General features: G+C 71.8%; 19 protein-coding genes. 9 read left to right on the top strand and 10 right to left on the bottom strand.

The window, feature by feature from the left end:
• The first annotated feature begins 7 nt into the window (after positions 1-7).
• Together ACWGE1_RS16175 and ACWGE1_RS16180 are read left to right on the top strand one after the other, a co-directional pair.
• A complete protein-coding gene (locus ACWGE1_RS16175; RefSeq protein ID WP_453421138.1) occupies positions 8-586 on the top strand; it encodes a GNAT family N-acetyltransferase in 579 nt (192 codons plus the stop codon).
• Positions 587-830: 244 nt separating this feature from the next.
• The gene (locus tag ACWGE1_RS16180) at positions 831-1097 is read left to right on the top strand and encodes a hypothetical protein (RefSeq protein WP_453421139.1); all 267 of its coding nucleotides are present in this window, start codon (positions 831-833) and stop codon (positions 1095-1097) included.
• Between the two features lie 303 nt (positions 1098-1400).
• Here ACWGE1_RS16180 and ACWGE1_RS16185 read toward each other — a convergent pair whose 3' ends face one another.
• Entirely contained in the window at positions 1401-1946 is a 546-nt protein-coding gene (locus ACWGE1_RS16185) for a flavoprotein (protein WP_453421140.1), read from the bottom strand.
• A gap of 125 nt (positions 1947-2071) precedes the next feature.
• A complete protein-coding gene (locus ACWGE1_RS16190; protein ID WP_453421141.1) occupies positions 2072-2677 on the bottom strand; it encodes an NAD(P)H-dependent oxidoreductase in 606 nt (201 codons plus the stop codon).
• 346 nt (positions 2678-3023) lie between these two features.
• Between ACWGE1_RS16190 and ACWGE1_RS16195 the strand changes: the two genes are divergently transcribed.
• Complete coding sequence (locus tag ACWGE1_RS16195; RefSeq protein WP_453421142.1) at positions 3024-3518, top strand: hypothetical protein; 495 nt, start codon at positions 3024-3026, stop codon at positions 3516-3518.
• Between the two features lie 28 nt (positions 3519-3546).
• Here ACWGE1_RS16195 and ACWGE1_RS16200 read toward each other — a convergent pair whose 3' ends face one another.
• A complete protein-coding gene (locus ACWGE1_RS16200; protein WP_453421143.1) occupies positions 3547-4092 on the bottom strand; it encodes a GNAT family N-acetyltransferase in 546 nt (181 codons plus the stop codon).
• Between the two features lie 155 nt (positions 4093-4247).
• Here ACWGE1_RS16200 and ACWGE1_RS16205 point away from each other — a divergent pair, with 155 nt between their 5' ends.
• Together ACWGE1_RS16205 and ACWGE1_RS16210 are read left to right on the top strand one after the other, a co-directional pair.
• Positions 4248-4634, top strand: a complete 387-nt coding sequence (locus ACWGE1_RS16205; RefSeq protein WP_453421144.1) for a nuclear transport factor 2 family protein — start codon at positions 4248-4250, stop codon at positions 4632-4634.
• Between the two features lie 498 nt (positions 4635-5132).
• On the top strand, positions 5133-6986 hold the full coding sequence (locus ACWGE1_RS16210) for a copper resistance CopC/CopD family protein (RefSeq protein WP_453421145.1): 1854 nt from the start codon (positions 5133-5135) through the stop codon (positions 6984-6986).
• A 183-nt stretch (positions 6987-7169) separates the two neighbouring features.
• On the opposite strand, the gene ACWGE1_RS16215 is transcribed toward ACWGE1_RS16210, so the two are convergent.
• From ACWGE1_RS16215 to ACWGE1_RS16230, 4 genes are all read right to left on the bottom strand, one after another.
• Positions 7170-7889: a DUF1775 domain-containing protein gene (locus ACWGE1_RS16215; RefSeq protein ID WP_453421146.1), complete on the bottom strand. Its 720-nt coding sequence runs from the start codon at positions 7887-7889 to the stop codon at positions 7170-7172.
• A 34-nt stretch (positions 7890-7923) separates the two neighbouring features.
• A complete protein-coding gene (locus ACWGE1_RS16220; RefSeq protein WP_453421147.1) occupies positions 7924-8508 on the bottom strand; it encodes a hypothetical protein in 585 nt (194 codons plus the stop codon).
• A gap of 197 nt (positions 8509-8705) precedes the next feature.
• Positions 8706-9209 (bottom strand): GNAT family N-acetyltransferase, encoded by a 504-nt coding sequence (locus ACWGE1_RS16225; protein ID WP_453421148.1) that lies wholly within the window; start codon positions 9207-9209, stop codon positions 8706-8708.
• A gap of 208 nt (positions 9210-9417) precedes the next feature.
• On the bottom strand, positions 9418-9846 hold the full coding sequence (locus ACWGE1_RS16230) for a MarR family winged helix-turn-helix transcriptional regulator (RefSeq protein ID WP_453421149.1): 429 nt from the start codon (positions 9844-9846) through the stop codon (positions 9418-9420).
• 134 nt (positions 9847-9980) lie between these two features.
• Here ACWGE1_RS16230 and ACWGE1_RS16235 point away from each other — a divergent pair, with 134 nt between their 5' ends.
• On the top strand, positions 9981-10865 hold the full coding sequence (locus tag ACWGE1_RS16235; protein ID WP_453421150.1) for an MBL fold metallo-hydrolase: 885 nt from the start codon (positions 9981-9983) through the stop codon (positions 10863-10865).
• A 41-nt stretch (positions 10866-10906) separates the two neighbouring features.
• Here the strand turns inward: ACWGE1_RS16235 and ligA are convergent, their stop codons facing one another.
• From ligA to ACWGE1_RS16250, 3 genes are all read right to left on the bottom strand, one after another.
• Positions 10907-12970, bottom strand: a complete 2064-nt coding sequence (gene ligA, locus ACWGE1_RS16240) for an NAD-dependent DNA ligase LigA (protein WP_453421151.1) — start codon at positions 12968-12970, stop codon at positions 10907-10909.
• Positions 12971-13053: 83 nt separating this feature from the next.
• Positions 13054-14637, bottom strand: coding sequence for an APC family permease (locus ACWGE1_RS16245; RefSeq protein WP_453421152.1), 1584 nt, complete (start codon positions 14635-14637; stop codon positions 13054-13056).
• 117 nt (positions 14638-14754) lie between these two features.
• Positions 14755-15576: a TetR/AcrR family transcriptional regulator gene (locus tag ACWGE1_RS16250; protein WP_453421153.1), complete on the bottom strand. Its 822-nt coding sequence runs from the start codon at positions 15574-15576 to the stop codon at positions 14755-14757.
• Between the two features lie 103 nt (positions 15577-15679).
• Between ACWGE1_RS16250 and ACWGE1_RS16255 the strand changes: the two genes are divergently transcribed.
• From ACWGE1_RS16255 to ACWGE1_RS16265, 3 genes are all read left to right on the top strand, one after another.
• Complete coding sequence (locus tag ACWGE1_RS16255) at positions 15680-16945, top strand: saccharopine dehydrogenase family protein (RefSeq protein WP_453421154.1); 1266 nt, start codon at positions 15680-15682, stop codon at positions 16943-16945.
• 368 nt (positions 16946-17313) lie between these two features.
• Complete coding sequence (locus ACWGE1_RS16260) at positions 17314-19878, top strand: molybdopterin-dependent oxidoreductase (RefSeq protein ID WP_453421155.1); 2565 nt, start codon at positions 17314-17316, stop codon at positions 19876-19878.
• Positions 19875-20843, top strand: coding sequence for an FAD binding domain-containing protein (locus ACWGE1_RS16265; protein ID WP_453421156.1), 969 nt, complete (start codon positions 19875-19877; stop codon positions 20841-20843). The genes ACWGE1_RS16260 and ACWGE1_RS16265 overlap by 4 nt, the downstream gene beginning before the upstream one ends.
• Positions 20844-20904: the final 61 nt, after the last annotated feature.

The raw sequence follows: 20904 nt of genomic DNA on the forward strand, positions 1-20904 counted from the left end.
TGGTGCCATGGTGATCAGTGTTCGCCCGGCTTCGGACTTCGAGGACGTACGCGTCATGCTCGGACCGAAGTCACCCGGCGCCAACGTCTGCTGGTGCCTGAGCTACCGGATTGCGTCCAAGCTCAACAACGAGCTGCGCGGGCCGGCTCGCGGTGAGCTCGTCGCCGAGCTGTGCCGGGCCGATCCCCCTCCCGGGGTATTGGCCTACGACGGCGACGAGCCGGTCGGCTGGGCCGCCGTGGCGCCGCGTGCGGACACCTCGTTCGCACGCAGTCGCACGATCCCGCACGTCGACGACCTGCCGGTCTGGTCGCTGTGGTGCATCCGCGTACGCCCCGGGCGCCGGGGGAAGGGCATCTCGCACGCGCTGATCGCGGGCGCGGTCGAATTCGCCCGCGCCCATGGCGCACCGGTGATCGAGTCCTACCCTCTCGACAACGGCGACGCCAAGGTCGACCTGACGATGGCCTACGCCGGGATCCGTGCGAACTTCGAGCGCGCCGGTTTCGTCCATGCAGCAGACACCACCTCGGTGCTGGCCGGCCATCCCCGGATCCTGATGCGGCTCGACCTGCGCGCTTCGTGATGTCCGCTGAACCGCGGGGTTCCTCCTACGATGGCGGCATCGACGAAGGAGCACAGTGGATCACAGACCGCCGACGCCGGACCGGAGAACCGGACCTCACGCGTTGACGAAGGAGGGGATCGCGGCCCTGTTGGCCCGCTACGAGTTCGGTGACTCCTGCCTCCGTCGCGTCATCCTTGATCAGGAATACGGTCCGCGAGCAACGAGGGGCCGGGTCGCCAGGCTCGTGATCGACGCCAGGGTCGTGAGCGAGGACCTCCGTTGGGAACCGGTGTCCCTGGATCTGTTCGGCGTACGGAGTTTCCGCATCGACGAGAGCAGCGGGTTCTCCTGGGTGCTCTACGATCCCCCGCGGTTCACCCACTTCGACGGGCTGTTGCAGGTCGACCTGTGCGCCGAACGCTTCGGGAGCCTTCGCCCGGAGAACACCCAAGAAGTCTTCGAGGGCTCGGACCTGGTCTTCGCGGCAACCGGTGGGACCTGGAGCGCCCTGCATCCGTGGGAGCAGTAGAACTGTCACCGACCCTCCGGCTCCGCGAACCGTTCCGCGCTCGTCTCCGTCCATCGGCCCCGAGGAGTTCGCCGGCCGGTCACGAGGGCTTCCCGACACTCCGTCGGCCGGCCGCGGCCGGTACGCGGACCGAGGCGCGCGAGCGAGCGGAGGACGGCGGCCGATTCGCCCGTGACGAACGGGCGCGGGAGACCGAGACCATGACCGCTCGCCACGCCTCCCATGGCGCGCACCGGACCATTCTTCCGTGCGGACCGGGAAGGGCGGACCCAGTCCCCCGGGAATGGTCGGACAGGACGAGCCTCAGACCTGGCGGGCGGTGTGGTTGAGCGCGTTCAGGGCGGTGGACCAGGGGAAGTCGAGCGGGGCATCGGGGTTGGTGGGGTCGGGGGTGTAGCCGTTCTCGCCGTGGAGGAGTTCGACTCCGGCGCCGCGCAGGGTGTTGAGGGAGACCTCGAATTGGGGGTGGGCGGCGAGAGCGGTGTTGGTACACGGCATCGCGATGACCGGCGTGCCCTTGCCGGTCGCTTCGGCGGCGAGGCCGACGACGAGGTTGTGAGTGAGGCCGAGCGCCCACGCGTTGATCGTGTTGAAGGTGGCCGGTGCGAAGAGGAGGGCATCGGCAGCAGGCCATACGTCTGGCTCGCCGGGCAGTTTGTACTGCCATCGGACGGGATGTCCGGTGAGGGCGGCGAGCCCGTCAAGACTCTCGGAAAGCCAGTGTGCTGCGGTGGGGCTGAGTCCGAGGCATACGTCCCAACCGCGGACCTGGGCGTCCTCGATGACGTGGGCGATGTCGAAAACGGGCGGGGCGGCGGAGCAGAGCAGGTGGAGCGTCCTCATGGTCATGCCGCAATATGATCACATTGTTTGACCTTGATCGTGTTCCAGGGTTCGGGCCGGTCCGGTGGGCGCTGCGGCGACGGTCGATCGCCGCAGCGCAGCCGCCTGTCCGGGACGGCAGACGGAGACGATCATTCGGCCATGGGACCCTGCAGCGCAGCCGCTTCCCGGCGTGCCTGATGCAGCCATGCCGCTCGTTCTTCGTCGGAAGAGTCCGTGACCGTCCGGAACACGATGCGTCGCACGTCGGTCATCCCCGCATAGGGGAGGACACACGCCGCCCATATCCGCTGCAGCGGATCGCCGAACTCCGTCTCTTCGCGCTCGAGCGGTGTGTCGGACGTGTTCAGGACGAGCGCCCTGCTCGCCTTCAGCAGCGGTGCGGGCTCGCCGTCCGCGGTTCCCAGCTTGTAGGCCACCCCCGGCGCGAGTACGCGCTGCACCCATCCCGTCAGGACAGCGGGTGGCATGCCCCACCAGTTGGGGTGGACGAACACCAGCGCGTCGAGGGTGGCGATCTCCTTCTGGTGCAGCGCCACCTGCGGGTCGGGGGCTTGCGGGGCCGACCCGACCGTGCCGGTCTCCTCGGCCGTCAGCAGCGCCGGGAACCCCTCGGCGCAGAGGTCGTGCGCGACGACCCTGCATCCGCGGTCGCGCAGCTCTTCCACAACGGCATCGAAAACGGCGTGGTTGAAACTCCCCGGCCGCGGGTGTGCGAGGTACACCCCGATCTGCATGTCCGTCCCCCGTCGACATGAGCCGTCATCGGCCCCCGGTCCGCGTGGGCCCGTCCGTCCACTGCCCACCCGGCTCGTCCCCATTATCGGTCCGACACCGCTCACTGCGCCGGTTTTCGCGATCATGAGGGGGACACTTTCGACCGCGCGGACATCGGCCCTTGGATCCCGACGCGGAGGCGGACGAATGCGCCTGTTTCCCAGGCCTGGCAGCGGCTCCACCAGTCCTGCTGCACCCCTCGAACGAGAACGCCTCCCCGCCCCTGCGCGTGCGCGGTCCGCCCGGATGGGGGAAGCTGGGCTTAGCCGCAGAGCCGACGGCGGGACAACCGGGCAAGGAGGCCTCGTGGACAACTCAGCAGACGGCCGGCTCGTCCGTCCACTCCGATCGCGGGTCTGGTCCAGGGCGCGCAACGCAACCCTGCTGTGTGCAGCGGTGGCCCTTGCAACCGCCACGGTTCCGGCCTCCGCGCAGACCCGGACCGCACCGGACCGGGCCCCGGCTCCGGTCGTGGTCGTCGACTGCTTCGCGCAGGCACAGGTACGTCCCGAGGAGTACCTGCTGGCCTGCGGGGACGGCAACAACCGCCTCGTCGATCTCCGCTGGGACACGTGGGGGCCCAAGGACGCGACGGCCACCGGTACCGACATGGTCAACGACTGCACCCCCTACTGCGCGGCGGGCCGCTTCCGGCCCTACCCGGTGAAGGTGACCCTGAGCAGCCCCGAGCCCTGGCCGGACCACCCCGATGTCCAGCGCTTCACCATGATCAGGCTCCTCTACACGGACACCGCACCGGCCCCGGTACCGAAGGACGTGACCTACAAGATCGCGTACTGACGGGAGTGCCGGGAGGTACGGGCCTGCCTCAGAGCCGCCGAGGCTCAGGGTCTGTCGCCAAACGGGCGTGGAGCTCGACGTCGTAGCGGATGCCGTCGTAGGCGAGCTTCTGGCGCTGTCGTCCTTCCACGGCGAAGCCCGCAGCGTGCGCGACTCTGCACGAGCCCGGGTTGTTGAGCCGATGTCCGAGCTCCAGCCGGAACAGTTCGGCATCGTGGAACGCCCAGAGAGCGACAGCCCGGCAGGCATGGGAGGCTACGCCCCGGCCCCGGGCGGTCGCCGTCGTCCAGTAGGAGACCCAGCCGACGGAGTGCCGCCGATTCACCGCGCCGACCGACACCTGTCCGAGCACGAGGTCATCGCCGTCGACGACGGAGAAGGCGAAGGCAGAGCCGGCGTCCCACTCGGCACCGCGGTCTGCGATCCACCGCTGCGCATCGTGAACCGACTCCATGGGTTCGCTCGTCTGCTGACGCATGAGGGGATCGGCGAAGGCCGTCATCACTGAGGTCGCATCGCGCCTCGCCCACCTGCGCAGCACCAACCCTGAGGAAACTTCGACACGTTCGCGCACGCCGTGAGTCTCCCTGCCGGCGCACCACGCTGTCATCCCGTTTCCCGGAGCGCCGCTTCACCCGTTCCCCGAGAGCGACGGCCGATCGCCCCGTGCAGACCAGCCGGCAGCAACTCGGTTGCGGTGGACTTGGTCACCTGTACGAAGATGCGTGAATGAGCAGAGAGACCGACGAGGTGAACGAAGCAATCGCAGGTGAGCTGCGTCTGATGGACCCCAGCGTGCGCATGTCCAAGTCGGCGGCCCGGCAACTCCTCGACTCGGAGTTCGTGGAGATCGGCGCCTCGGGCCGGCGGTGGACCTATGAGGAAATGCTTGCCGAGCTGCCCGAGATGGACGGCGCAGCGGAAGACGGCCCGCGCTATGAGCCCTCGGACATGACGGGTGTCATGCTGGCGCCCGGACTGGTGCACCTCACCTACGAGACAACGATCGACGGAAAGCGGGCACGGCGGAGTTCGCTCTGGCGCAAGCGGAGTGCGGGAACCGCGTGGCAGATGTACTACCACCAGGCCACGCCCGTTCCGCCGGAGGGCATGTGACCGCGCGGCTCCTTCGGTAGCCGATGCCGAGCGTTTCGTGGTGGAGCAGGTCTGCGTGGCGTTCGCAGTGCGGTCAGCCGGTCGATCGGGACGGCCCGTGCGTCGTCGAACGCGGCCACCTCCGGCAAGTACTCGTCCACCAGCCAGAACCTGCGGAGGACGGCCGGGTCCCAGGTGAAGATGACGACGCGCCGCCGGGCGGTTCCGCCGGTCCATACAGGTAAAGCGCCGCAAGCCGAGCCGTCGGCACGGTGCTTTAGCCGATGTTGCTTAACCCTCTCCACCCTGAGGTCAGCGGCACTAGCGTCCCCATCTCACCATGAGTTCCAGCCTCGCCAGAGTCCGTCCTGCCGCCCACGTGAGCCACGCCGTCCGACTGCTGCTCCGCACGATCGAGTCCTGGGCGGCGGTGCGGCAGCGGGCCACCGCCACTTCGGAGACTGACTGTTCATGCACACCGGATCGCCTCCCGCAAGGACGTCACTGACCGTCCTGGCGTTGGTCGCCGCCATACTCGCCCTGATCCTCGGCGGTGCGGGCCCAGCCTCCGCGCACGCCGGCTTCAGCAGCTCCGATCCTGCGGACGGCACCGTCCTCGAGACGGCTCCGAGCCACGTCACGCTCACCTTCACCGAGTCGGTCAGCTTCTCCGAGGACTCACTGAGGGTGCTGTCGCCGGACAACGAGCGGGCGAACCCGCGCCCGGCAAAGCACGTGGACGGCAAGGAGAACACCGCGCGGGTGGAGCTGTCCGGCAGCCTGCCCCAGGGCACCTACACGGTGGCCTGGCGCGTCGTCTCCGCGGACGGCCACCCGATCTCGGGCGCGTTCGTCTTCTCCATCGGCAAGCCGTCCGACACCGCCGCCGTGGTGGCGGCCGGCCCCCAGGAGACGGCAGCCGGCCGCCTCTACGGCTTCTTCCGCTACGTCGCCTACAGCGGACTGGCGCTGCTCGTCGGAGCCGCCGCCTTCGTCCTCGTGTGCTGGCCCGCCGCAGGCGCGGTCCGTCCGGTGCGCAGACTGCTCGCAGTCGGCTGGGTGGCGCTGGTGGCGTCCACCGTGGCCCTGTTGCTGCTGCGCGGCCCGTACGAGACAGCCGGCTCGTTGACGTCTTCGTTCGACCTGTCCCAGCTGGGCCGAACCGTCAGCGGGAGGCCCGGGATCGCACTGATCGCACGGCTCGTACTGCTCGCGGTCGCCGCTGTGCTGCTGAGGCGGCTGGCCGTACGACTCGACCGCTGCGAGGACGGATCGCCGCCGGGGGACCTCGGCGCCCGGGTCCGCCTGGGCGGAGCGGTCCTCGCCCTGGCCCTGGCGTCCACCTGGGCCTCGGCGGAACACGCCTCCGCCGGCATCCAGGTACCTCTGGCCATTCCGGTCTCCGTGCTGCACCTGCTGGCCATGGGGGTCTGGCTGGGCGGCCTGATCACCCTGGTCATCCTCCTTCGGCGCCCGGAGCCCGGCAGCCCCGAGATCCCGGCGACCGCGATCGGCCGCTATTCGACCTCGGCCTTCACCGCCGTTGCCGTTCTCGTCGGTACGGGGATGTACCAGTCCTGGCGGCAGGTCGGCTCATGGGAGGCGCTGACCACCACCTCGTACGGGAGGACCCTCACCGTGAAGATCGCCGCTGTGGTTCTCGTGCTGTCGGTGGCGTTCTTCTCCCGCCGGTGGACTGCCCGCCTCGTTCACGGGACACCGCCGGTCGCGGAGGCGCCGGCGGTGCCCGAGCCCGATCGGACGAGGGTCGTGGAGACGGTCGGAGCGCCGGCTTCCCCCGTGGCAACGGACCACGGCAGCACGCCCGATGCACCTGTCGGGGGCGAGCCGGGCGATGACACCGGGCCGCCCGTCCTCGAGAACGACGAATACCGGCGCAGCCTGCGCCGCACCGTGGTTGTCGAAGCCGTGCTCAGTGCCGTCGTCCTGGCGATCACGACCCTGCTGACCGGAACCCAGCCCAGCCGCGCCGCCGAGGACAGGGCGCCGGCGGCGGTAACCGCGCAGGAGCCGCAGGCCAAGGTGATCACGATCCCGTTCGACATGGGGACGGCCAACCATCAGGGCACGGTGCAGATCACGCTGGCGCCGGGACGAGTCGGCGAGAACACGGTCGAAGCCGTGGTGTTCACCCAGGACGGCGGCCTCGCCACCGTCCCCGAACTCCGCCTCACGCTCACCCAGGACGATCTCGGAATCGGCCCGCTGGACGCCAAACTCAAGAATCAGAAGGGGTACTGGGCCACCTACGACCTGCGGCTGCCCATGGCCGGAGAGTGGACCCTGAACCTCACGGTGCGCACCACCGACATCGACCAGGTCACCGTGCGCGAGACCGTCCGCATCACGTAGTCGTCGCAACCGAGCCTGCCCGTGCCGGTCCTGGCCACGCTCATCGGACGGCAGCGGGGGTGTCGCCGGGGGCTCCGGCTCGGCGGTGGATGCTGCCCGGACCGACCACCGCACCACGTTGGACGGCTCGCGGTCGGGGCCGACGTACGGCGTGAGCCGTGTGCCGGCCCCGGACCGCGGCGGTCAGGCCCGGCTACCGCTGCGACGCACCCACCAGAACGTGCCGGCAGCGACGAGCAGAAGCACGGCGGCGACCACGCCGACGATGACGCCGGTGCTGCTGCCCGCTTCCTCCGCGCTCGCGGACGCGACGGGCGGCGACGGGGCCGCCGCCGGCGGCTGGACGGACGCGGCAGTGCTCGGTGTCGGGGACGGCGAGGGGCTCGGGGCCAACGGCTTGGCCCCGGGGGCCGCTGCCTTCAGCTCGAGCACGGGAGCCGGATTGTCGACTTTCTCGCCGTTGGTGGGCACCTCGATCCAGCGGGAGATCTTTCCGTCGCCGTAGGTCTCCAGCGTCTTGAACGCGAGGGACTTCTCATCGGGCAGCTGGCGCACGGTGATGCTGTACTCGGCATCGGTGCCGGTGGCCAGAGCCGGGCCGCCGATCGCGTACCCGTCCGGGGTGGCCGTCAGCTTCCATTCCTTGGGCGCGTCCTTGAGCGTCACAGCATCCGGAGCGATGCCCTTCGGGAGCACGACCCGCAACTCCGCGATTCCCGCGGTGTCGGACTCCGCCTCGGAAGTGAAGGACAGCGTGACGTTCTCGGCGAGCGCGCGCGGATCGGAGGCGGTGACCTCGGCGTGCGCGGCGGCCGGTCCGGCAGCAACGCCCAGGACCACCAGGGCGCCGACGGCCGCAAGGGCCAGCCTGTGGAGCTGGATGGGGGCGTGTGACCTGTTCATGATGGAGGAACCCTCTCGGTACGCGGGACGGGCCTCACCCTGCAGTGAGGAGCCCGCCGGGGATCAGGGGAACGTCTCCTGCCCATCCGGCAGGAGGCCCCCGGCGCACCACCGCGTAACAGAGCTCCGTCATCACCGTGGGCCGTACTGCGAGCCCGCCGAGCGCCACGGGCACCGCCCGCAGGCCGGGCCGGAACCATGGGCGGCGGCTGGAACCGAAAGCCGCGACGGCAGCCGCAACCGCCGCTTGGGCCCATCGGCCCACCATCTCCGGCAGACGGCTCAGTGCCTGGTCGGCGTGGTACATGAGCAGAGCCATCGCGCATGCGGCCACTGCATGGGCCGCCGTCATGGCCCACGCCGCGTGGTGTGCCGTATACCCGATCGCCGACGCACCGTCGTCTGCGGCGGCGTGCTCGTGGCGGAGCCCGCTCCGCGTGGACAGGGCCCAGTGCAGCAGGAGTTGGGCCAGCCCGGTCGCCGCCAGCACGCGCCGGCCAGGAAGGAACGGACGGGCCACGGGGTAGGAGACGGCGAAGACGGCCAGCACCCCGAAGGCCGCCCGCTGCCAGGGCACCGGCCCCTCCGAGGCCAGGCGATGACCTACGACTGCCAACACCGAGCTGAGCAGAGTGAACACGGCAGCCCGCAGCCACCGTCCGCACTGCCGCGAAGGCTGCGGACACGAGCGCATCCCTGTACGAGCTCCGGCCATGTCGGGGTCATCATCCATCGCCCCGTCGTTGCCGGCCCACAACTGTCAATTGCGGAGCAGATTTCCCGGATCGCCCGGCGGGCCCGGATCGAGCCCGCTCGTCAGGACCTGTCCGGGGCGAGGGTGAGCACGGCGACGCGTTCGTCGCCGCTCAGTTCGCCGGTGGGGCGGAAGCCGAGGCCGAGGTAGAAGGGCTCGGGGCTGTTCGTGCCGGTGTGCCAGCTGACGTACGCGTGGTGGACGCCGCGGGCGCGGATTTCTTGGGTGGCGGCGTGGACGGCGAAGCGGCCGTAGCCCTTGCCCTGGTGGCGGGCGTCGATGTTCAGGCGCCAGATACCGCTGCGCCGGTCGTCGGGATCGGCGGCGGGGTCCCAGACGATGTCGTGGAAGGCCATCACGAAGCCGACGACCTCGTCGCCGTCGACGACGGCCCGCGGCCAGGCCGCCGTGGTGTGCACGTACGCCTCGGCGAGCGACTTCATCACGGGGGAGACCAGGTGGGCCTGGTCGGGGCGTACCTGTATCGCGCAGACCGCGTCGAAGTTGGCGGCAGTGACGGGGGCCAGGCGCAGCGGGCCCGGTGCGGGGGTGTTCGGGGCAGGCATGGCCTCAGCCTATCCGCGGCTCCGGAACTTCCTCGACCGGTTCGGCCGCGGTGCCGGCGCCCGTCGGCGAACCGGGTTCCGGATGCCGGGAAATGACGGTGGATCAAGGCGCTCGGGCCGGGCGGTCCAGGAGCGGCGGGCGTGCTCACTCGCGCTCGGGATCGCAGCGCGCGGCAGGGTCCGGGTCACCGGGTCGTCGCGGGACGGCTCACCGGCGGGTGATGGCCTGCTCCAGCAGGGCGTGCAGCACCTGCTGGTCCTGCGGTGTGAGACCGGACAGCGGGGAGTCGACGGAGAGGAGTGCCAGCAGTCGCTCGCGCAGCGCGGTGCCCTCGGCGGTGAGGACGAGGTGCTTGGCGCGGCGGTCGGTGGGGTGCGGGTGGCGCTCGATCAGGCCCTGCTTCTCCAGCTTGTCCACGACGAAGGTGGTGTTGGAGGGCTCGCAGCTCATGCGCTCGGCGAGCTCCCGCATGGTCATCGGCCCGCTCATCTCCCGCAGTGCGGTCGCCTGGGACGCGGTGAGGCCCAGGGAGGTGGCGCGCTCGCGCACGTGCTCGGCGATCCGCTGGGCCAGCCCGTTCACCAGGCCGCACAGTTGTCGCTCGGCGATGGCCTGCAGCTCCGGGGGCGTCGTCATGCCACCACCCTAGCAAGTCCGTCAAGCAGAAACATTTCTAGCTTGAATGATTCGAACTTGATGTTTATGGTGGGCGTCGTCGCTGCGGGAAGACGTGCCGCGGTGACCTGATGACGACTCAGAAGGATGCATTCATGGCTGATGTGACGGTGGCACAGGACGAACGACTGCGCCGTCCGGCGGGAATCCGCTCGATCTGGCTGGGGGACACGAAGGTGTCGTACGTGCCGGACGGCGATGTACGGCTCCGGCCGCTGCAGCTGCTCCAGGACACCACCGACGAGGTGTGGGCCGAGCACCCGGAGTACCTGGACGGGACGGGCCACCTCGTGGGGAGCGTCGGCGGTCTGCTGGTGGAGCACGACGGCCGCGCGCTGCTGATCGACGCGGGCTTCGGCCCGCAGACGCACGAGGCTCCGGACGGCCCGCTCGCCGCGATCCGGGGCGGCGCGCTCACGCGCAACCTGGCCGAGCTCGGGCGCCGCCCCGAGGACATCGAAGCGGTGGCCTTCACCCACCTCCACGCCGACCACCTCGGCTGGGCCTGTCACCCTGCGCCCGGCGCCGACCGGCCCGTGTTCACCGGCGCCGACTACCTGATATCCGAGCCCGAGTGGGACCGGCGCGACCTCCTGGAGGCGCAGGGCATGACCGAACAGGTCGCGGCACTCGCCCAGCGCGTGCGCACCGTCACGGACGGGCAGGAAGTCTTCCCCGGCGTGCACGTGCGGATCACCCCCGGCCACACCGTGGGGCACGCCGAGTACGTGATCACCGGGGGCGGGCGGCGTCTGATCGCCTTCGGTGACGCCGTGCACTCACCGATCCAGATCGACCACCCCGAATGGTCCTCGGGCTTCGACCACGACGGCGCCCTCACCGCCGACCACCGCCGCCGCCTCGTCGCCGAGCTGGCGGAACCCGGCACCATCGGCTTCGGCGTCCACTTCGCCGACGTGGTGTTCGGACACGTCCGGCGGGACGGCGCCGGCCCGGCCTGGCAGCCCCTGGACGCCTGACCCGGGCCCGGCCCGGCCCGTCCGGGCCGGGGGAGCTCGGATCAGGCGAGGAAGTCGGCGACCAGTTCGGCAAAGGCCTCCGGAGTGAGGACCTCGACGCCGAGTTCGGCGGCCTTGACGGCCTTCGAGCTCGGCTTGCCGCTCGCGGACGGCGCGGAGACCAGGATGGAGGTCTTGGGGCTGACGCTGCTGCCCGCGCGCCCGCCCGCCTTCTCGATCAGCACGTTCATCGCGTCCCGTCCCCGGCCTTCCAGCGCGCCGGTCATCTTCCCGGTCACCACCACGACCTTGCCGGCCAGCGGCCCCGAGTCCTGCGTCGCCGCCTGCTCCTGAGGCTCGTTCATGTTGACCCCCGCCGCGGCCAGCTTGTCGATGACCGGGGCCAGGGCGGCTATCTGTTCGACGATGACGGGCGCCTTCTCCGGACCGATGCCGTCCACGGCCTGCATGGCCGTGGCATCGGCCTGGCGGACGGCGTCCATCGTGCCGAAGTGCCGGGCGATGCGGCGCGAGATGCTGCGTCCGGTGCCCAGAACGCCCAGCGCGCAGACGACGCGGCTCAGCGGGCGGGTCTTCGCCGCCTCGATCTGCTCGGCAAGCTTCGCGGCCCGCTTGGCGCTGCCGGAGGCGGTGGTGAGCTGCTCCGGGGAGAGGGTGAACAGGTCGGCGACGTCCGCCACGTCACCGGCGTCGACCAGGGCCTTGACGTACGTTCTGCCCAGGCCGTCTATGTCGAGCATCTCGCGCCCGGCGGCGTACTCGATGAGGGCCGGAAGGGCGCAGGCCGCGCCCTGGGCGCAGCGCCACCTCTCCTGGGTCTTGTTGATCTCTCCGCCGCAGTTGGGGCACTCCTGGGGCAGCGGCACCTCCGTCGCTCCGGCCGGGCGGAGCGGGACCACGGCGGCCTGGACGCGCGGAATGATGTCACCCGCCTTGTAGACCGTCACGGTGTCGCCCAGGTGGAGGTCACGGCGCCGGATGTCAGCCGGGTTGTGCAGCGTGGCCCGGGTCACCGTCGATCCGTCGATCAGGACCGGGGCGAGTACGGCCGTCGGTGCGAGCACTCCCGTCCGGCCGACCTCCCACACCACGTCCTCCAGCACGGTCTGCCGCTCGACGGCAGGGAGCTTGAAGGCGACGGCGAAGTGGGGGAACCGGCTGCCCAGCCCCGCGGCTTCCTGCTCCGCCGCGTCGTTGACCTTGATCACGACTCCGTCGATGCCGAACGGCAGCCCGGGGCGCATGGCGGCGATCTCGTCCACCCGCTGCTGGGCCTCTTCGAGCGTGGCGACCACGTGCAGCCCGGCCGGCGTGTCCGCCGTCGTGCGCACTCCGGCCCGGGCGACCTCGGCCAGGACCTCGGCGTGCGTGGCTCCGGCGGGCAGGAACGGCTCCCCGTCCAGTTCGACCGCGCCGTACGTCCAGAACGTCATCATCAGCCGGTAGGGGCGGTCCTTCGCCCGCAGGGTGCCGGCCGTGCCGTTGCGGGGGTTGGCGAAGACCTGCGCGCCGTGCGCGGTGCGGACCGCGTTCGCGGTCTCGAACTGCTCCTGAGTGAACAGCACCTCGCCACGCACCTCGAAGGTGGCGGACACCGGCAGTTGCTCGGGCAGCCCCTCGATCTGCCCGATGACATGGCTTATGTCCTCACCGCTGCTGCCGTCGCCACGCGTGATGATCTGCACCAGCCGCCCGGCCCGGTAACGGGCCGCCACGGCCGCGCCGTCCAGCTTCGGCTCGACGGCGAACCCGCCGACCGGCGCCCGGCCCAGCCGGCGCTGCAGGGACTCGCCCCACGACAGCAGGCCCTCGGGATGGAAGACGTTGTCCAGGCTGAGCAGCCGGGTGGTGTGCGCGACGTCACCGGCCGGAGCGGCGCCGTCGCCGACCTGTCCGGTGGGGGAGTCGGCGGCGACGTCACCCGGGTGTTCGGTCTCCCAGGCCAGCACGTCGAGCCGGAGCCGGTCGTACGTGGCGTCGTCCATCGGGCTGTCGCCGTCGGCGTAGTACGCCCCCGAGGCGGCGCGCAGGCGCTCGAGCGCGGCCTCGTACTCGGAGCGGCCGGACATGCTGGACAGCGCCTCAACGGCGGAAAGGTTCGTCATGACAGTGATCCTCTCGCGAGCCACTGACAATGGCCCCGGCCGGCTCACCGCCCCCCGTCACGGCCCGTACGACTCTGCGGAGTTCATCCCCGTGCGGCGGGAGCGACCGGCCGGGCCGGCTCGTCGTCCATTTCGCCCATCCCCTCCGTCTCCTCCGGCGCATCCGGACGATCCGTCCCGTCCGGCCGGCCCGCGGACTCCTCGTGGACGCCGGGGCGCTCGGCCCAGAACGCCCCGGACGCCGCGCGCCTGGCGAGCATCACCAGCACCCCTGCGAGGCTCAGACCGAGGGCGATGACCAGCGGGGGACCGAGACCGAACCAGGACGTCCCACCGGAGGAGTTCGCCGGGTCGGCCATGTCGATGACCGACTCGACCAGCAGCCAGACCAGCATCCCCGCGCCGATGAGCGGGCCGGCGCCGATGAACAGGAACTCGCGCACTCCCGCGGTGAGCCGGCGGCGGTGGTAGACCGCACAGGCGATGCCGGTGAGGGCGTAGTAGAAGGCGATCAGCAGGGAGAGGGCCGTCAGGGAGTCGGCGAGGGCGTTCTCGCTGATCCGGTGGATCAGCAGGTACCAGACGGTGGCCGTGCCCGCGACCCACCAGGTGCTGACGGCGGGGGTGCGGTACCGGCCGTGGATCCGACCGAAGCGGCGCGGGAGGGCGTGCCTGCGGGCCATGGACAGTGCGGTGCGCGAGGCCGGGATGATCGTCGTCTGGGTCGAGGCGAGAGCCGAGGTGGCGACGGCGAGGAGGACGATCCAGTCCCAGCCGCCGAGGGCCTCGCGGGCCAGGGAGGCGAAGACGGCCTCCTCGTCGTCGGCGTGCGCGGTGAGGTAGCCGGTGCCGGCGTACGCGACGACGGCGAAGGCCACGGAAACGTAGGTGGCCAGGAGGACGACCGTCGACCAGAGGCCGGCCCTGCCGGGGGCGGAGGACGGGTCCGTCGTCTCCTCCGTGAGGTTCACGGCCGATTCCCAGCCCCAGTACACGAAGACACCGAGGAGCAGCCCGCCGGTCAGCGCCGTGCCGCCCGCCCCGAAGGGGTCGAGCCAGCCGGCGGACGGCCGCAGCGCGTCGAGGGAGCCGGTGCCCGAATAGACCCGGTACAGGGCCACGGCCGCGAAGACGAACAGGCAGAGGGTCTGCAGCAGGACGAGGACGTTCTGCAGACGGGCGGCTGCCTGTGTGTCCCGGACGCACAGCGCTGCCATCGTCACGATCACCAGCACGGTCAGCGCCTGGCGGATCAGGGCGTTGTCGGCCCAGCCGTCCAGGCCGACGGCCAGCAGGCCGAAATTGACGGCCACGTCGGCGAGCGAGCCGACCACCAGCACCCCGGTCATGGTGATCGCCCAACCGCCCAGCCAGCCGGTCGTGGGACCCAGCGCACGCGTCACCCACGAAAAGGTCGTGCCGCAGTCGGGGTCGGCCCGGTTCAGGTAGTAGAAAGCGGAGGCGATGAGCACCATCGGAACGAAGGACGCGAGCATCACCCCGGGGGCGTGGACACCGACCAGGGCGACGATCGGCCCGATCACGGCAGCCAGTGAGTACGCCGGCGAAGTGGCGTTGAGGCCGATGGCGAGGGCGTCGACGAACCCGATCGCGTTCGGTCTGAGCGTGGCGGTGGCGGCCGGCGTCCGCGGGGTGTCTTCGACCATGGTCCCTCACTGGTGCACTGTGAACGGGGCGTGAATGCGATGAGGAAACCCGTGCGCCGTACAGGGGGTCAATGGTGTTGGCATAAGCGCGCCCGGTCAGCCGCGCGGCCCGCCCTTTCACCCTCCGTCCTGCCCTCCTTCCTGCCCCCCGTTCCGTCCCCGGCGCCGCCCTCCGGACCGGCCCACGCCGCCCGCGCCCCCGGCAGCAGTGGTGCCCGTCGCGCGCCCGGATCTGCGGGCCGAGTCTGCCAGTTGCCTCTCCGCGGTCTCCAGCAGCATCTCCAGCGCGACCGGGTAGGCGCTGTGCGGCATGCGGGCGGCCAGCAGCCCGGCGGTGGCCGCGATGTTGGGGTACTCGTCGGCCGGCAGCCGGGCGTACGTCGACTCCCACCTCTCCTCGTCCGACTCGCGCGCCTTCTCCGACAGCGCGAGGGGTCCCGCGTCGAGCGCCGCGAAGGCCAGGGACTGGTCGACGTAGGCGTGGTAGATCCGCACGGCGTCCTCGTCCGCGAACCCCGCGCCGCGGAGGCTGCCGAGGATCGCCTCGTCGGCGGCGATCTCACGCGGCCGGCCGGTCACCCGGCTCGCGGTGAGCAGCGCGGCCTGTGGGTGCGCGAGGTAGGCGCCGTGGATGCGGAGCCCGAGTGAGCGCAGGTCGTCGCGCCACTGCCCGGTGGGGACCCAGCCGGCGAGCGCCCGGCCGATCAGCTCCTCGCCGATGGCCAGGGTCAGGCCGTCCATGCCGTCGAAGTACCGGTACAGGGTGCTGGGGTCCGCCCCCAGGGCGGCGCCCAGCCGCCGGGCGGACAGGCCCGCGCTGCCGTGCTCGCGCACCATCCGCAGGGCCGTTTCGACGATCAACCGCTCGGAGAGCACCGTCCCCTGCCGGGTGGGGCGCCGCCGCCTGCGGGCCTCCTCCGGGACCACGTCCTTCGCCATCGCCCGCTCTCCCTTCCTTATGCCAACACCATTGACCTTAACTCGGAGCGACCGCTTCCATCAGTCCCCTGAGGCGCACGCCTCACCGAGAAAGGACCTCGCCATGCGTGTTCTGCTTGTGGGTGCCGGCGGTGTCGGGAGCGCGATCACCAAGATCGCCGCCCGCCGCGACTTCTTCGACCACATCCTTGTCGCCGACTACGACCTGGCCCGCGCCGAGGCCGCGGTCGCCGCCCTCGGCGGCGAGGAGCAGCGGTTCAGCGCCTGCCGCGTCGACGCCTCCGACGAGGCGGCGGTCACCCGGCTGCTCACCGAGCGCGGATGCGACGTCCTGATGAACGCCACCGACCCGCGTTTCGTGATGCCCCTGTTCAACGCCGCGCTGGCGGCGGGCAGCCACTACCTCGACATGGCCATGTCCCTCTCCCGGCCGCACCCCGACCACCCGCACAGCGAATGCGGGGTGAAGCTCGGCGACGAGCAGTTCGAACGGGCCGGGGAGTGGGAGAAGTCGGGCCGTCTCGCCCTCGTCGGCATGGGCGTCGAACCGGGCCTCTCGGACGTCTTCGCGCGCTACGCGGCCGACCAGCTCTTCGACGACATCGAGGAGATCGGCATCCGCGACGGCGCCAACCTGGCCGTAGAGGGCCACGACTTCGCCCCGTCCTTCAACATCTGGACGACCATCGAGGAGTGCCTGAACCCTCCGGTGGTCTACGAGCGCGAGCGCGGCTGGTTCACCACCGAGCCCTTCAGCGAGCCGGAGGTCTTCGACTTCCCGGAGGGCATCGGCCCCGTCGAGTGCGTCAACGTCGAACACGAGGAGGTCCTGCTCGTCCCGCGCTGGGTCGGGGCCCGCCGGGTCACCTTCAAGTACGGCCTCGGCGACGACTTCATCGGCAAGCTCAAGACCCTGCACGCCCTGGGCCTGGACTCCACCGACCGGGTCGCGGTCCGCGGTGAGGACGGCAGCGAGGTCCGGGTCTCGCCCCGCGACGTGGTCGCCGCCTGCCTGCCGGACCCGGCGACCCTCGGGGACCGCATGACCGGAAAGACCTGCGCCGGCACCTGGGTCAAGGGCACCAAGGACGGCCTGCCCCGCGAGGTCTACCTCTACCACGTGGTCGACAACCAGTGGTCCATGCGCGAGTACGGCTCCCAGGCCGTCGTCTGGCAGACCGCCGTCAACCCGGTGGTGGCCCTCGAACTCCTCGCCACCGGCGTCTGGTCGCAGGCCGGTGTGCTGGGCCCCGAGGCCCTGCCGCCGCTTCCCTTCCTCGACCTGCTCACCGCGTACGGGTCCCCGTGGGGCATGCGCGACCAGGGCGACACCCCGGCCCCGGACGGCGCCTCCGCCCCGGGCCACTGACCATCGGGCGCTCCGGAGGAGCAGCACCGGTACCCCCTGTGTGCTGCCCCCGGCCCGGCCGCCGCACGACCGGCCGGCCGGTGCGGCAGGACGACGGTGGGGGGCGTGGCGCGCAGGCAGGGGCCGGCGATCCCGTCGATGCGGCGCCGGAGACTCTCGACGATCTCGGCCAGCCGGGTCGGGTCGTCGTCCCCGGTGCTCTCGTGACGTAACCGCGGCCGGCCTGCTCGTGACGGGAACGGTTGAGCGAGCCGTCCACCGGCGGTGGACGCCGGACTGCGCCGACCCGGGGAGCGGGATATCAAGGAGCGTGAAGGTGAGCGCGAGGCCCCGGCGGTCACCACCCCCATGGTGGAGGAGTGCGTCTCGTGGAGTTCGAGGTCAATGGCGCCCGGCGCGCGGTGGACGTGGACGACGATCCGGCCGCCGTGGAAGTGGTGCGCGACCGGCTCGGTCTGACCGGCACCAAACTGGTCTGCGCGGGCGGGGTCTGCGGGGCCTGCACGATCCAGGTCGACGGTGAGCCCCGGGTCGCCTGCCTCACCCCGGCGGTCCGGCTGGCGGGCCGCCGGGTGACGACGGTGGAGGGCCTGTCCGGCCACCCCGTGATGCGTGCGTTCGCGGTCGAGGACGCACTGCAGTGCGGCTACTGCACGCCCGGCTTCGTGGTCGAGGCAGCGGCGTTCTGCGAACGCTGGCGGGCCGCGCACGGCCGCACCCGGCCGGGGCGGACGCAGATCGCGGACGCGTTGGCGGGCCACTTGTGCCGCTGCGGCGCGTACGAAGGGATCTTCCGGGCGGTGGCCGCGGCCTGCGCCGGCGACCACGACACGGCGCCGACCGATGGCGAGACACCGGTGACCTCGCGCACCGAGGCCCCGGAGAAGACCGACGGATCGGCCCGGTACACCACCGACCTGCGGCCCGAAGGACTGCTGGAGGGAGTGGTCATCCGCTCGCCGCACGCGCACGCGCACGTACGCTCCCTCGAGGCCGGGGACGTACCGCTGGTGCCGCTGCTGCCCCCCGACGGCGTCGTGCGCTACGTCGGGCAGCCGGTGGCCGCGGTCGCGGCGCCGGACCGGGCCGCCGCACGGGCGGCCGCTGCACGGGTCACGGTCGACTACGAAGTGCTGCCGGCGGCCCTGGACGCACGTCGGGCCCGAACGGGCGAAGGTCCCTTGGTCTACGAGGACAAGGCGGCGCGCAAGCGGGCGCCGGGGTCCGGCGAGACCCCTCAGCTGGTGCCCGCCCGCTGGCGCGGCAACTTGCGCGGCCCCTCGGCCATGAGCAAGCGCCCGGCCACGGCCGTGCGCCGCATCACCGAGGCCCGGATCCGGACCCCCGAGAGAGTGGTGGAGGGCGTGTTCACCACCGCCCCGCAGACCCATACCCCGCTCGAACCGCACGCCTGCCTGGCCCAGTGGCTCGACGGCTCACTGCACCTGGAGGTGTCCACACAGTCGGTGAAACGCGTGGCCGAGCTCGCCGCCGAGCGCTTCGGCGTGCCCGTGGACCGGGTGGTCGCGAAGGCCGTCCACGTGGGCGGCGGTTTCGGCTGCAAGATGGGGCTGACCACCGACGTCGTCGCCGCGGCGGAGCTGGCCCGACTGCACGGCGCCCCAGTACGGGTGGTGCTGGACCGGGACGAGGAGCTCACCGACGGCGGATACCGGCCCGGCACCCGGATCCGGCTCGCGATGGTCGCGGACGCGGCCGGCGATCTGAGCGCGCTCGCCATGGACGCGGACAACGACGGCGGGGTCGCGGTGGGCGGCACCGTGGCGGCACTGGCCCGGTTCATGTACGGCAAGGCCCCCCGCCGCCTCCGCGACTTCGACACGGTCACCCACCGGCCTCCGGGCGCCCCGTTCCGCGGCCCCGGCGGACCCACGATGTGCTGGGCCCTGGAGCAGGCCGTCGACGAGATGGCCCACCGGCTCGGCCAGGACCCGATCGCCCTGCGCCGCCGCTGGGACGGCAACCCCAAGCGGCACGCCCTCTACGACCGGGCCGCGGCCCTTCCGGTCTGGTCGGGCCCCCGCGGCGGCACCGGACGGTTCCGCCGCGGCGTCGGCGTCGCCGCGGCCAACTGGATGTACTTCCTCGACCCCGTCACCGAGGTCGAGCTCACCGTCGAGGACGGGATCGTCGTCGCCCGCTGCGCCGTGCAGGACATGGGCACGGGCTCGCGGACCGTGCTGCGCCGGGCCGTTGCCCGGGAGCTCGGCCTGCCGGAGGCGAAGGTCCGCGCCGAGATCGGCCGGAGCGATACCGTCCACGGCCCCACCTCCGGCGGCAGCCGCACCACGCCCTCCATCGTGCCCGCCGCCGCGGACGCCGCCGTCCGGCTGCGCGACGCGCTCGGCGGCGGTGACGTCGCCGCCCGCCTCGGCACGGCGCACGGCGTGCGGGTGACCGGGCGGCGCCCCCGCGACCGCCGGGGCTTCGTGACCCCCTTCACCCTGGGCGGTATCGCCATCGGCCGGGGCTTCACCGGATCCGTCCAGGTCGCCGAGATCGAGGTGGACACGCGGCTCGGCCGCATCCGCCCGCTGAGCGTGTGGAGCGGCATTTCGGCGGGCCGCATCCACGAGGAGCGGCTGGCCCGGAGCCAGTGCGAGGGCGCCGTCGTGCAGGGCATCGGCTACGCCCTGTACGAGGAGCGGCGCACCGACCCGGTCACCGGGCGGGTGCTGACCGAGAACATGGAGGACTACCGCATCCCCGGGATCGGCGACACCCCCGAGATCACCGTCCACTTCCACCAGGAGGGCTTCGAACACGTCCCCGGCGGCGGTGTCGGCCTGGGCGAGATCGCCACGCTGCCCACCGCGGCGTGCCTGGCCAACGCCGTCCACGATGCCACCGGGTGGCGCCCGTACGACATGCCCATCCGCCCCGACCGGATCCTGGAAGGACTGGGCACGTGAGCGCTGAGCCCGATCTGACACACCTCTCGGCCGCAGTACTGGCCCGCGGCGGCGAGCTGCGCGGCGGTGGCACCGACACCACCGCCCGGCAGCGCAGCGGGGTCTCTCCCGGGCCGTTCACCGACCTCGACGGCGCGGACGGCGCCGACGGCATGCGCGGCACCACGCCACTGGCCGGCGGTGGCCTGCGGATTGGCGCCCTGACCACCCTCGCCGTACTCGCCGCGGATCCGCAGCTGCGGGCCGGCTGGCCGGCTCTCGCGCTGTCGGCCGGGACCGCGGCCACGCCGCAGATCCGCGCCGCAGGCACCCTGGCAGGCAACCTGTTGCAGCGCAACCGCTGTTGGTACTACCGCAATCCGCACGTCAGCTGCCTCCAGAAGGGCGGCACGGGCTGTCCCGCGCGTGAGGGCGACCACCACTTCGGCGTGGTCAGCGGAACCGGCCCCTGCATCACCCCGCACCCCTCCACCCTGGCGACGGCCCTGCTCACGTACGACGCCGAGGTCGAGATCCACGACGAATCCCCGCGCAGCATCGCCGACTTGTACGGCGACGGCGACGCCGAGCAGCTCCAGCGCGCCGACCACCTGCTGCCGCCCCATCGCATCCTGACCGCGGTCCGGCTGCCCGCCGCCCTGCCCGGCGAACGCGCCGCCTGCCACCGGGCCATCAGCCGGGCCCACGCCGAATGGCCCCTGGTCGAAGCCACCGCCCGGCTCGCGCTCGACGGCGCCACCGTCACGCACGCCGCCGTCGCGGCGGGCGGGGTGGCACGCGTCCCGCTGCGGCTGCCGGAGGTGGAGGCCGTACTGATCGGCCGCGAGGCCACCCCCGAGGTCCTCGCCGCGGCGGCCGCAACGGTGCTCGCCCGCTGCCGGCCGCTGCCGCAGACCGGGTACAAGGCCACGCTGTTCCGCGACACCGTCCTGGAAGCCCTGGAACAGGCAGTCGGCCCCGCGTAGGCCCCCTTGCGTACGTTGCGCCGGTGGGGAAGGGAGAAAAGCCCCTTCCCCACCGGCGCCG

The organism is Streptomyces sp. NPDC054932 (assembly GCF_053610205.1).

Bases quoted from the DNA above. Each gene is read 5' to 3' on its own strand.
- ACWGE1_RS16175 (WP_453421138.1), top strand. From the start codon at position 8: ATGGTGATCAGTGTTCGCCCGGCTTCGGACTTCGAGGACGTACGCGTC.
- ACWGE1_RS16185 (WP_453421140.1), bottom strand. From the start codon at position 1,946: ATGACCATGAGGACGCTCCACCTGCTCTGCTCCGCCGCCCCGCCCGTT.
- ACWGE1_RS16190 (WP_453421141.1), bottom strand. From the start codon at position 2,677: ATGCAGATCGGGGTGTACCTCGCACACCCGCGGCCGGGGAGTTTCAAC.
- ACWGE1_RS16205 (WP_453421144.1), top strand. From the start codon at position 4,248: ATGAGCAGAGAGACCGACGAGGTGAACGAAGCAATCGCAGGTGAGCTG.
- ACWGE1_RS16215 (WP_453421146.1), bottom strand. From the start codon at position 7,889: ATGAACAGGTCACACGCCCCCATCCAGCTCCACAGGCTGGCCCTTGCG.
- ACWGE1_RS16225 (WP_453421148.1), bottom strand. From the start codon at position 9,209: ATGCCTGCCCCGAACACCCCCGCACCGGGCCCGCTGCGCCTGGCCCCC.
- ACWGE1_RS16230 (WP_453421149.1), bottom strand. From the start codon at position 9,846: ATGACGACGCCCCCGGAGCTGCAGGCCATCGCCGAGCGACAACTGTGC.
- ACWGE1_RS16235 (WP_453421150.1), top strand. From the start codon at position 9,981: ATGGCTGATGTGACGGTGGCACAGGACGAACGACTGCGCCGTCCGGCG.
- ligA (WP_453421151.1), bottom strand. From the start codon at position 12,970: ATGACGAACCTTTCCGCCGTTGAGGCGCTGTCCAGCATGTCCGGCCGC.
- ACWGE1_RS16245 (WP_453421152.1), bottom strand. From the start codon at position 14,637: ATGGTCGAAGACACCCCGCGGACGCCGGCCGCCACCGCCACGCTCAGA.
- ACWGE1_RS16250 (WP_453421153.1), bottom strand. From the start codon at position 15,576: ATGGCGAAGGACGTGGTCCCGGAGGAGGCCCGCAGGCGGCGGCGCCCC.
- ACWGE1_RS16255 (WP_453421154.1), top strand. From the start codon at position 15,680: ATGCGTGTTCTGCTTGTGGGTGCCGGCGGTGTCGGGAGCGCGATCACC.